The 12,695-nt window shown below is 35.5% G+C and carries 10 protein-coding genes; 6 read left to right on the top strand and 4 right to left on the bottom strand.

Annotated elements, in window-relative coordinates; translation table 11 throughout:
- Positions 1-4: 4 nt before the first annotated feature.
- The 4 genes from H9N25_RS08630 (at position 5) to H9N25_RS08645 (ending at position 5,499) form a co-directional block, all read left to right on the top strand.
- Positions 5-1,240: an ABC transporter permease gene (locus tag H9N25_RS08630; protein ID WP_190328619.1), complete on the top strand. Its 1,236-nt coding sequence runs from the start codon at positions 5-7 to the stop codon at positions 1,238-1,240.
- Between the two features lie 4 nt (positions 1,241-1,244).
- Positions 1,245-1,946, top strand: coding sequence for an ABC transporter ATP-binding protein (locus H9N25_RS08635; RefSeq protein ID WP_167294302.1), 702 nt, complete (start codon positions 1,245-1,247; stop codon positions 1,944-1,946).
- A 198-nt stretch (positions 1,947-2,144) separates the two neighbouring features.
- A complete protein-coding gene (locus tag H9N25_RS08640; RefSeq protein ID WP_223833677.1) occupies positions 2,145-4,547 on the top strand; it encodes a TonB-dependent receptor in 2,403 nt (800 codons plus the stop codon).
- 130 nt (positions 4,548-4,677) lie between these two features.
- Entirely contained in the window at positions 4,678-5,499 is an 822-nt protein-coding gene (locus tag H9N25_RS08645; RefSeq protein ID WP_190328620.1) for a DUF4249 domain-containing protein, read from the top strand.
- A 90-nt stretch (positions 5,500-5,589) separates the two neighbouring features.
- Here H9N25_RS08645 and H9N25_RS08650 read toward each other — a convergent pair whose 3' ends face one another.
- On the bottom strand, positions 5,590-6,336 hold the full coding sequence (locus H9N25_RS08650) for a metallophosphoesterase (RefSeq protein ID WP_167294305.1): 747 nt from the start codon (positions 6,334-6,336) through the stop codon (positions 5,590-5,592).
- A gap of 266 nt (positions 6,337-6,602) precedes the next feature.
- Between H9N25_RS08650 and H9N25_RS08655 the strand changes: the two genes are divergently transcribed.
- On the top strand, positions 6,603-7,196 hold the full coding sequence (locus H9N25_RS08655; protein ID WP_208398897.1) for a hypothetical protein: 594 nt from the start codon (positions 6,603-6,605) through the stop codon (positions 7,194-7,196).
- Positions 7,197-7,300: 104 nt separating this feature from the next.
- Here the strand turns inward: H9N25_RS08655 and H9N25_RS08660 are convergent, their stop codons facing one another.
- The 3 genes from H9N25_RS08660 to H9N25_RS08670 form a co-directional block, all read right to left on the bottom strand.
- On the bottom strand, positions 7,301-7,717 hold the full coding sequence (locus H9N25_RS08660) for a hypothetical protein (protein ID WP_190328621.1): 417 nt from the start codon (positions 7,715-7,717) through the stop codon (positions 7,301-7,303).
- A gap of 10 nt (positions 7,718-7,727) precedes the next feature.
- Positions 7,728-8,444 carry a hypothetical protein gene (locus tag H9N25_RS08665; RefSeq protein WP_190328622.1) on the bottom strand — a complete coding sequence of 239 codons (717 nt, stop codon included), beginning with the start codon at positions 8,442-8,444 and terminating at the stop codon, positions 7,728-7,730.
- A gap of 1,001 nt (positions 8,445-9,445) precedes the next feature.
- Positions 9,446-11,482, bottom strand: a complete 2,037-nt coding sequence (locus tag H9N25_RS08670) for a ring-infected erythrocyte surface antigen domain-containing protein (protein WP_190328623.1) — start codon at positions 11,480-11,482, stop codon at positions 9,446-9,448.
- Positions 11,483-11,743: 261 nt separating this feature from the next.
- Between H9N25_RS08670 and H9N25_RS08675 the strand changes: the two genes are divergently transcribed.
- A complete protein-coding gene (locus H9N25_RS08675; RefSeq protein WP_190328624.1) occupies positions 11,744-12,694 on the top strand; it encodes a hypothetical protein in 951 nt (316 codons plus the stop codon).
- Position 12,695 lies beyond the last annotated feature (1 nt).

A 12,695-nucleotide genomic window follows, 5' to 3' on the forward strand; every position in this document is an offset into this window, starting at 1 on the left:
AACTATGAAAAAGAATGTAAATGTAGATATCGCCTTAACACATATCATTACCAGGAGAAGGCAAACCCTGATAGCAATACTTGGCGTAACATTGGGCGTAAGCATCTACCTGTTTATTAACTCCCTTGTTTCAGGATTTACAAACTTTTCTGTGGAAGAGATGTTCAAGAGCAGCCCGCATATTAAAATTTACCACGACGATGAGATAAGCACTTCCCTCATACTTCCGAAAGATTCGGCTGGGGTAGTTGCAATTATAAATCCCCAGATAACAACGCTTTCTAAAAAGATTGTTGATCCCGAAGCACTCCTGGAACGTATAAAACAAGAACCGTATGTGGTTAAGGCAATAGAGCAGGTTAGCTTTGATCTATTTTACAACCGCGGGCAGGCACAGCTTAATGGTTCGGGCAGCGGCGTTGATATATTTGAATATGATGCCATGTTCAAAACCGGAAAGACCCTTGTGGCAGGAAGGCTTGAAGACTTGCAAAATAATCTTAACGCCATAATTATCGGTAGTGGTATAGCAGAAAAGCTTAACCTGGCGATTGATGATAACATTACTATTACCTCAGCGTTCGGCGTTGTAAAAAGATTGAAGATCGTAGGCATTTTCACTAGTGGGGTAACTACAATAGACAATTCAAAATCCTATGTCAATATATCCACAGCCCAACAGTTTGTAAAGAAGGGCCCTTCCTTTGTCAATGATATATACATCAACATACCGGATCCAGATAAGAGTGACATCTATGCGGCAAGGTTGAGGCAGCTTACCTCATACACCGTAGAGGACTGGAAAGCCATCAATGCAGACGCACTTTCATCAAACAAGACAAGGAATGCATTAATGAACGCAATTTCACTTTCCATATTGATTGTTGCCGCTTTTGGTATTTACAACATCTTAAGTTCCACGATTTCACAAAAAATAAATGACATTGCTATTTTAAAGGCCATTGGTTTTTCAGGAAGCAATGTGGTATGGATATTCCTAATTGAAGCAATCTTCATGGGGCTTGCCGGAATTTTTATGGGTTTAATTGTTGGTGGGATATTTATTGCAATCATGTCCAATGTATATATGGGAGGCCACATCGGGTATTTCCCTATCAAGTTCGAGAGCAGACTATTTGCCAGCAGTTCAGCACTTGGTTTATTTATTACAATATGTGCGGGCTATTTCCCGGCAAAGAAAGCTGCCGATGTTGATCCTGTTGAAATTTTTAGAAAATAATGGCATGAAAAACAAAGAAATCATACTGAGCACTGCATCACTCGGAAAATATTTTTATGAGCCCGTAAAATTCAAGGTGCTTGACGATATAAATATAGAAGCCTATAAGGGAGAATTTCTGACTCTTGTAGGGAAGAGCGGATCGGGAAAGTCTACATTATTGTATTGCCTGAGTACCATGGACACATCTTACGAAGGCGAAATCTATATCAATGGTACAAAGGTCACCGGGCAAAAACAAAATCAACTATCGGCTATGCGAAACGTGGATATTGGATTTATTTTCCAGTTTCACTATTTGTTACCAGAATTTTCCTGTCTAAAAAATGTTATGATCCCTGCACTAAAGCTTGGAAAGCTATCACATAAGGAGGCTGAAGAAAAAGCCTACCAAAAACTCGAAATGTTAGGCCTTAGAAACCAGGCGTTAAAACAGTCTTCAAAACTTAGTGGCGGACAACAACAGCGAGTTGCTATTGCAAGGGCGCTTATTAATGACCCGTCCATTATTATGTGTGACGAACCGACGGGTAATCTGGATAGCAAAAACAGCCAGGTTGTCTTCGATATTTTCAAGCAAATTACAAAAGACCATAATAAAACCATTATCGCGGTAACACACGATAACGACTTTGCAGCAAACAGCGACCGCACGATTGAGTTGGCAGATGGTAAGATCATCAGCCACGATAAACACTTTGATTAAGCCTCAAATTACCGTACCTAATAACCTGGCAAACCTAAATTTATAATTATAATAATGAAATAATGTATAAAGAATTTGGTAGTACCAAGATGCATTTTAGTATAAAAAGAAACCAACTTGGTATAATTTAAAAAAAGGTAGTTGCTCAAAACAATAGGTTTACATCCAAAATTCAATCGTTACACCGATTTCCAAAAAATGACGAACAAAATCATTCACACCTTGCTCCTTATCGTGATTTCATTTGTGGCATACGGACAGGAAAAATTTACACTTAGCGGCACTATCGTCGTAAAAGCAAACACCGAAACCATAAGCGGCGCAAGCATTTACATTCCTGAAGCAAAGGTATCAACAGTTACCAATGCCTATGGCTTTTATGCGATTGCCCTGCCCAAAGGCACCTACACAATCGTTATCAGCTATGTAGGCTTTGAGCCTATTGAGGAACATATCGTTCTGACGAAAAACCTCAAAAAAGATTTTTCGATGAATGAAAAAAGCAAAGCCCTGGATGAAATAGAGATTAAATACAATAGTTCAGTAAGTAACATCCGAAAACCAGAAATGAGTGTGAATAAACTTGCTATCTCCACGATCAAAAAGATGCCGGCGGTTATGGGAGAAGTTGATATTTTGAAAGCTATTCTCCAACTTCCAGGAGTTTCCAATGCACAGGAAGGAGCAACAGGCTTTAACGTTAGGGGCGGTTCGGTCGACGGTAATCTGATCTTGTTAGACGAAGCCGTTGTTTACAATACTTCACACCTGTTCGGCTTTTTCTCTGTTTTTAATGCCGATGTGATTAAGGATCTGAAATTGTATAAAGGTGGCATACCTGCTAATTTCGGTGGGCGCGCTTCCTCGGTTTTGGATATTTATCAGAAAGAAGGGAACAATAAAGAATATCACCTAACAGGCGGCATCGGAGCGGTTTCGAGCAGATTATTGGCAGAAGGCCCAATTGTAAAAGATAAAGGTTCGTTCGTGGTTGCTGGTCGCGCTTCTTATGCGCATTTGTTCCTGAAACTGGCCGACAACCCCAATGCTGTTTCTTTTTACGATTTGAATGCTAAACTGAATTATAAAGTCAACGACAATAACAGGATTTTCCTTTCAGGATATTTCGGCAAGGATAAAATGGATTTCAGTGATTTTTTCAGCAACAATTATGGGAACTCGTTTTTTAATCTTCGGTGGAATCACATCTTTTCTGAGAAATTATTTTCCAATGCATCGGTCATTTACAGCAAGTACGATTATGGCCTGAAGATAAAAAATGTTGGTATTGATTGGGCATCAGACATCCGCAATTATAACCTGAAGTATAATTTTAACCATCACCTGTCTGATAAACTGGCTTTGAACTATGGTATCAATTCCATCTACTACCAGTTTAATCCGGGCACCATAAACCCTATAGATGCGACATCACCTATTAATGCCGACCAGATTGAAAAAAAATATGCATGGGAAAATGCATTATATATCAGTGCCGAGCAAAAAATTGGGGCTAAAATAGCATTGGTTTATGGACTGCGATATAGCAATTTCCTGCGATTGGGAGAACAGAATATAAATAACTATGTGAATAATCAGGCGGTGGTTTTCAACCCAGAGTTGCAAATTTACGAGGAAGGAACGCCTACAGGTATAACACATTACGATAAAAACAAAAAGATTATTGGTTTTGGAAATTTAGAACCACGGCTGGCAGTTTCTTATGCCATAAATGATGAGCAATCTATTAAGGCAAGTTATAACCGGATGAGCCAGTATATTCATTTAATTTCCAATACGGCTTCTGTTTCTCCACTTGATATTTGGGCGCCGAGCGACCAATACCTGAAACCCGAAATTCTTGACCAGGTTGCATTGGGCTATTTCAGAAATTTCGGCAATGGAAAATATTCTTTGGAAACAGAAGCTTTTTACAAGAAAACCAAAAACAAAACGGATTATATTGATGGAGCCGAATTGATCGCTAACAAAGCCATAGAAAAGGTGTTGCTAAACGGGGAGGCGAGGGCCTACGGATTGGAGGTGATGCTGAAAAAAAACACTGGAAAATTAACAGGCTGGCTTTCTTACACACTTTCTAAAGCAGAGCAGCGTACACCAGGAAGAAACGCAGAAGAACCTGGCATTAACAACGGCGAATGGTATCGTTCCAATTACGATAAAACACATAACCTTTCGCTTACAGCTGCCTATCAGTTGTCGAAAAAATGGAATTTTGGTGGTATTTTCACCTACCAAACAGGCAAAGCTGCAACCTATCCCATTGGCAAATACCAGTATCAGGGAATTACCATTGCGAATTACGGCGCAAGAAATGCTAATTCACTTCCAGCTTATCATCATCTGGATTTATCGGCAACCTACACCCCAAAGCCCGACAGCAAAAAAAGGTGGAAAAGCGAGTGGGTATTTAGTATTTATAATGTTTATAACAGGAGTAACGCCGCATCTGTTATGTTCGAACAAAACAGAGAAACAGGGGGAGCGAAGCGAAGAAGATATCGATCTTCGGCATCATTCCAGGTGTTGCTTACAATTTTAGGTTTTAATACAAATCATATAAAAATGAAACCATCATGATCTTTCAAAATCACACAGTAGAATGATTAAGGTCATGATAACTTCAACACAAATAAAAAACAAACCGAGCTTTTGCGAACTCATTAATGCCATTGAAAACAATGAGCAATAAATTAATAATTATAACCAGATGAAAAATATACTTAAATACCTTATCGTTTCATGCTGCTTTTTTTTGCTGTCTTGCACAAAAGTAATAGAAGTGGATTTAGCAACGGCAGAGCCGAAATTGGTCATTGATGCATCGATTGATTGGGTGAAAGGTACAACAGGCAATGCGCAGAAAATCAAACTCTCCACTACAACCGGATATTACAATACCGTATTTCCAACAGTTTCGGGAGCGAATATAGTGATAACAAATACAGCAAATACTGTTTTTAGCTTTATAGAAAATCCTGGTACGGGAGAATATAGCTGCTCCAATTTCCATCCGGTTATTGGCGAAACTTATACCTTAAAAGTGGTTTTAAATGGAGAGATTTATACCGCAACCGAAACTTGTATGGGTGTGCCGGATATTGAAAATAAGATAGAACAAAATAATACCGGCGGATTTGGAGGTGATGAGGTGGAAATCAAATATTACTACCAGGATAATGGCAATGAGGAGAATCACTATCTACACCGTATTGTATCACCGGTATCAACATTTCCTGATTATAAAGCCAAAGATGACGAGAAAAGTCAAGGCAAACTGATGCAGGAATATTTTTCTGATAAAGAGCTGAAAGCTGGGGATAAGATAAACATCAGGCTGTATGGGATTTCTAAAAGATATTATGATTATTTCAGGAAATTGTTAGCAGCTGCCGGAGCTGGAAATGGCCCGTTTCAAACGGCGCCAGGGTCGGTAAGAGGAAATATCATTAATCAGACCCATTTTTCAAACTTCGCTTATGGGTATTTCAGGTTATCGGAAGTGGCCGCAAAGGATTATACAATACAATAATTAATTGGATTAATGGATATTGTATGTGCTTAGCTTCGATCAATTAACAGTGCAAAGCAGGAATGAGTCAACCAACACAAGTCCAATACTTTAAATCTCAATAATCAAATCTTTATCATATCCATTATATTGCTCACTAAGATAACCATGTGGATTACATATAATTTCAGTTTTGCCAATTTTATACCTCACAGGTGTATGAATGTGGCCATGAATCCAGTAATCAGGCTGATATTTTATAATAATGTCTTCCAAATTCGAAGCGTAGGCTGAAGATATCGGATCATTTTTATATAGGTCAGGTATCGATTTTATACTAGGAGCGTGATGAGTGATTACAACATTTTTATAACCAATAGATTCTTCCAGGCTTTCCTCTAGCCATAGCTTTGATGCCTGGTGAATTTTATAGGTATCTATACTTCTGAGCTTTGAAAAGGATGGGGCTTTGCGGATCTGTCTATAATCGTTCATCTGTCCTTGGCAAATTATACCATATTCTACCGGACTGCCAAAAAGAGAAAAGTCGGTCCATAAAGTTGCACCGTGAAATCTGATGTTTTCAAATTCAAATCTTTTATTTTCGAGAACAGTTATATTTGAATTAAGAGATGCTTCAAGTATTTGGTTAAGGGTTTTGGGATATGAACCTTTATAATACTCATGATTTCCCAAAAGATAAATTACAGGCTTATCGCTTATGTTTTTCTTAACCCATTCTATTCCACTGGTACCCAGGTTCGTATCGCCAGCTAAGATCACAATATCAGCATTGCTAAAATCTAAATCGGAAATACCAAATTCTTGATGCAGGTCACTGATGATCTTTGCCTTCATTTCTTTATTCGTGTAATGGCTAAAGTAGATATTAATTAAGGAAAATCATATGCTGTTCTTAACTCAACTTAATCTCTCCTGGAACGACGCCGCAATTTACATTTCTATTTAACCGTTATGGAATAGACATCCGAAAACATTATTTTCCTTATTTTAGCTATACCAAAATTATTGAAGGATTATCTCATATGAATAAAAAGCTATTATCGATATTGACCTTAAGCTTAGTGTTTAGTTTGAAATCTAAAGCTCAAAAAAATGCAATAATGCCATCTGATGTAATTCCATTTCAGGTAACTGTCAAAAAATCTACCTTTAAAAGTAAAAAAGCATTAGCCTTGGAAATACAGGGGCAAGCTAATGGAGACAGTACAGTTGCAATCTTGAAGGATATTAACTTTCATAACGGCATAATTGAAGCCACAATTAGTGGGCAAACACTCGCAAACGCTGGTGAAACAGCACGTGGGTTTGTAGGTATTGCGTTTAGGGCAGCTTTAAATGCTTCCAAAATGGAGGTTTTTTATTTACGTCCTACTAATGGCCGGGCAAATGATCAAGTACGCAGAAACCACGCTAGTCAGTACATTTCTATTCCGGGATATCCCTGGGAAAAATTAAGAAAAGAAACGCCAGGAAAGTATGAAGCATACGTGGATATATTGCCGGCGGAATGGATCAAAATAAAAATTGTAGTGAAAGATGAAATGGCCAGGCTATATGTTAACGGTGCTACTCAACCTACATTGATTGTAAATGACTTAAAGCAAGGCAAAGATAGGAGAGGAAGCATTGGGTTATGGGTAGGCCCCGGAACACTAGGTCACTTTACTGACGTAAAAGTAACCAAAGAAGATTGATCTATTGTTTATCAGTTAATACCCTCTAAAAACAAAAGCCCGATAGGAAACTATCAGGCTTTAACAATTTTTCTCAAATTCTTTAACACCCTAATACAACTGTGTTAAATTTCGCTATATTTCCATACGCCCGAAATGGTAAGCAAAGTCAATCCAGGTTGTTTTTCACCATAACTGAAAACACAAATATATTTTGAGCGACAAGATGGGCAATCTGTTCCAAAGTACAATGTTGGTAAATCATTTACCGTTAATTCTCCGAAATAAAGTGAATTTTTTGAGGTTTCGGACACAATTTTATTTCTGAGTAATTCATTTTTAGCTAAAACCTTTTCTTCATTATACAATTGAAAAATCGGAAAACCAGACTCATATGGCGTTATTTTAATGGTATTTTCATGTCCGCAATTGCAACATTTGAATTTTACTTCTGCCAAGTGATCAATCTCGGCATTACTAAAAGTGTCTTTGTCAACAGAGACCTGTTTTTCAATGAATATTTTTTTTGAAATTGAATACATCTAAATTATTTTATTTTGCAATAACTACACCCACAGCTCCAGGATATTTTCCACTGGGATTTTTCTTAATTGTTACTTTGATATATCCTTCCTGAGCTAATTTATTCCAGGTTTTTTGGTAGCCAGTCGCTGGATCTATTGGTATTTTCCACATGGTCTGTTTACCGTTACCTACCTGATTAAACCAGGGAATAATGTCTGCTGTTTGCCCCCCGAAATTTAGTGAATTATTTAAAACTTCTATTTCATAATAAAAATCATAAGAATTTTCTGGTTGGTTCAAGGCCCTTTGCCCGAAAGTATACGCAGATCCATTGATGATCGGACTGGTAAAACTGCCTCCCAGAGTCGGAGCTCCCGTTCCACTATAAGTTCCGATCCCATTACTGTACCTATCATACTTTTGTCCAGCCGTGATCGGTGTATCATCTACTATATTAAAACCTCCGTTTGCAGGCGGCCATTTTCCATTTAAATTGTTGTTTATAAATAAGTTTTCCAACTCGCTCCACTTTTGCGACTTGTATAAATCGTAAACACGATCTCTCACGCTCTGAGTTACAACGTTCGAAGGATCATAGGTTGCGGCAAGTTCGTTTGCATTTTTGTAAAACTCAATGGCTGGCTTGTTCGGCTCTTCGTTCAAAAGGTCATCCTTATCTGAGCGACAGGCCACAGCGAATAAGGTAATGTTTAAAAGCAGCAAGTACTTGAATAAATTTTTCATAGTTATTAGTTTGGTTTATTAAAATTATGATTTCAAAAAAAGAAGGATGATTACGTAAAATTCAGACATGAAACTGTATAACGAATCTAATATATTTTTACAGCAAAATATACAATGAATAAGAATAATCACTACACCACTAAACAAGCCAGTTTTAGGATCAATTAGGAGGAAGTTATCCAAATTGTTCATTTTCCCTGAGTCCATATTATCGCCAGCTCCAAATTTCTTCTGAGAGACTGGTGGATCTTTTTTTGAAAATTGACTTTGCAGCATTTAAGGAACTGCATCAGGCTATATCCAAAGTCGTTAGCGGAAGAGGATATCGCGGTAGGTGCATCTTTTATAATTTCATTTCGGAAAGCCATAATTTTAGTATATTAGGTTAATCAAAAAAGGATGATAACCCAAATCAATCCATCTGATTAAAAATCCCAAAAAAATATTCCGAAATCCACTTTTACGCCACATTTACCCCACGTTTAGGCCGCCTTCCGGCTAGGCTTGCTTGGTACCTGCTTGCACACTACTTCGCACTTGCATTGGTTAAGTCTTAGTCCTAGTGTAGATCAGATAGACCAAAGATTTGCCCCGCTTTATATTGGCAGGTTAACAATAGTTCAATAAAAAGGTAGAGAGAAAGTTACCTTAAAGTATTGTTGGTCTATAGCTGTGTCGGAGGGGCGGGGTAAAAGGGCAATAAACAGCTATTCTGGATTTTAGCACAGTAAATCTCCTTTTAGACAAAAAAACCTCACATTTCTGTGAGGTTTTCTGTGATCCCGCTGGGATTTGCACCTAGTGCTAAAATCAGCGTTTAAATAGTATTTTATGTGGTTTTCGATTTTTACTCAACTAATCGCTCACCATTTATTTTGTACGTTTTAGCTGCAATTGCTATACTTAAATATATGCAAAATTAGGTAATATACCAATCTTATTTTAATTCTTTTTTGTTATCTAAGAATTATCTAATATCAGCGAATTAAGATATAATCCTATCAACTATTATCTATTTCTTTTAGTTTTTCAATAGTTTTATTTAAATGCTTCTGCTTCTCCTGCTGTAGTGAAAATATACATAACATCCAGTTATATCCCTCTAAAATTTTAGCCTTATTAAAAATATATTTACTACCAAGAATTTCAATTAAAATAAATAAAACATAAATTACAGCGACCAGTATTTGAACGAAATTAAACTCTGTCAACCAATTCTTCATTTTTATGTTAAATGCGAATAAGAAGGCTAATGCAGCTAGAAATATATTGAGTAAAACGATTACTCCGAAATAGCGAAAAGAATCCCAACCTTTATTTTCGTATTCTTTCCATTCTGCAAGAGCTGCTTGTTTATATCTTCTTTCATTTTCTTCAACAATTTTTATTTTATTCTGTTCTTCTTCCTTACGCTCATACTCTGCTAATTTTGCTCCTAGCTCATCTAATTTTGTATTTTTTCGTTCAACCTCTCTTTTTATATTTTCAATAAAGTTATCATCTTTTAAAAAATCAAGTGTTTCATCAATGTTATTTTCGCTAACATATTCTGGCACATTATTTTTTTCTTTTAGCTCAATATTAAGTCTAACAACATCTTCTTCAGTTAAGTTCCCTTCCTTGAATTGTTTATTTATTTTATGATACTCTCTTGCAACAGTATTATTTGTATAAGAGCTGATAATGATTTTGGCTTTATTTATTAAATCAAATGATTTTGGCAAATGGTTGCCAGTATTAAAGCCCTTTTTTAGTTTAAACCAAAATCTGGCAATAGCAAAATCAATATCTTTTGCAAAAGCGGTATCTTCTTTCTGAAATTTCACCGCATTATTATGTGCTAAGTATTTCGAAACAGCATTCTCGGTAATATAAATATCACTTATTTTTTCAAATGGAAATGAGTTTTTTCCGAGCCTTTTTAAATTAATCTTGCTAAAAAGAACCAATTGATTATGACAAAATTCTTCATCAAAAGGCCTTTTATTCTTTTTAGCTTCTACTTCAATTTCTTTAATAACATTTTGGTCAACAACATTGTATCTCGCATGTTTTGCTGCGTCAAATTCAATATCGTATTCTACAATTCCCATTAATTTAAGTTGATTGTAAAAATTAACTTGTTTTGTTTTAATGTCGCTTATAGTATTAGCATTCTTAACAAGTGCTTCCATAGCATTCTTAGAGGGGTCGATAGTTTTTTTTCCGCTTATTATCTTTTCACCAATAAAGAAAAAACCGTCAATTTCTCCTTTTGTCTCAGGTAAATAGAATAATCTAATCTTCTTTTCCCGGTTTTTAGCGGTAGGTTTATTTGCCCTATTTATATCACTTACTAAATTATAGAAATCATCAAAAATCTCTTTAAATAATATTCCATTATATCCCAATGCATTAAATAAATGTTCTGGTGCCAAAAAAATATCCAAATCAGTACCCCATTTACCTAGTTCGTTAAGATCTGCTGTATATGATAATCCTTGATATAATATGATCCCTTCTCGAATTGAACTCAAATTATTAGTGAAATCGGTATTATTCTGATTGCTAACCACAAATGCACCAATTAACTCAGAATACTGATCAGAATAACCATTATCCATTGTGAAATGAGTGAAATTTTCAAAAATTTTCGCTTCCTCTTCCTTGGATATGTCTTTTTTTAGTTTGTTAGAAATATATTGATATAAATTCCTTATTAAACTTTCATTTTGATTGTTTACAGTATCAAGCTCCTCTTCAATCTTTTCGAAGTTATCCTTTACAGTAGATTGAAAGGTATAGCTGTTACTTATTTTTGAAAGTTTTCCATCAAATCTGTTTCTTAGTGTAGTTTTTATAACCGATTCAGGAATTTCAAAACCATACACTTTTTTTAGAAGCCCCTTAATTTCTTCAGATGTATAAGTTAATTTATTCTCATAAATAACAGCACCTCTAATAAATTCGGCAAGTATATCATAAATATTATTGTAATCTTCCTTGTCGTATAATTTTCGGAACAAGGCAACTGAAGCCAATAAATTGTTTTTTCTCATCAATGTCAAGCGTGTTAGTAAATTATAATAATAGGAAATCCAATTTTAAAAATGAAACCATTTAGATTATTACTGATTTTTTTTAATCACACTTGTCATTTACAACCCGTTTCAAGACCTTCGATTTACGCATTATTACTAAATAAGGATTAAAGAGGGAGATAAGGGAAGAACAAAAAACAAGCCTACAACTCATACGATTTTTCGCTTTTTTATTTTAATCTTTATAGTCTATCGGCGCTTACTCTGATGTTATAATTTATGAATGTTTATATTGACTTAAATATTTTTGATCGTATTGAGAAGATACATAGGCTTGAAAGTCCTGAAAAATGGTATTATGAAAGCCTGTTAGATATGATTGAAAGAAATCAAGTTACAACAGCTTTTTCCAACGCTCATTTGAATGACCTTTTTCGCGGTTATCAGAAAAATCCAGAATATATTAATGGTCACTTGGAAAATATCAGAAAGCTTACAAAAAATCTATGTATCTGTCAGTACTGGGGTGAACCAAAAGTAATTTGGCATTATCAGGATATATTTGTTTTTTTTCAGAGCAAAGTGGATGAATGGAACGATATTCCTAACAACTACGAAGATCTTTTTAAAGATTTCCCTGAAATGGAAAGTGCTCATATGCTTTACAAACTTATACCATTACCCCCTAACTTCAAATTGGGTTATAAAGACCCAATGTATGGAATTATGTTTCCTTTATCAAAAATACATAACCACCAGTATGCACTCCAAGCCGATATTTTCAATTTTCAAGCACGACTAAAGTCAGATTATGGACTTTATAAAGCTTTTAGGTCATACTTAGTTACAGGCCTCAACAAAATCAAAAGCAATAAGGAAATGTTGAAATCAATAAATCAGTCACATCCTGATTTGCCCAAGCATTTAGAAATTACCGATTTGTTGGAAAGGTATACACCAAACAGTAAAACAAGTGAGAACCTTTTATATTCAAAAATCGTTGAAACCTTCTTTAAGTATGATTTGGCTGGATATAAAAGTGACGGTCATTTTAACAATATGTTCGATGATGGGCTACACACTTTTTATGCAGCTCATTTTGATTATTTCATCACTAATGATGACCGCTGTAAATACAAAGCAGAAAAAACCTATGAAAAGTTAAATATTAGTACACGAGTCATAAAAATTGAAGATATTGATCAACTAAAAATGGAGGTTAACAATTAGT

It is taken from the genome of Pedobacter riviphilus (assembly GCF_014692875.1).
GTDB lineage: Bacteria > Bacteroidota > Bacteroidia > Sphingobacteriales > Sphingobacteriaceae > Pedobacter > Pedobacter riviphilus.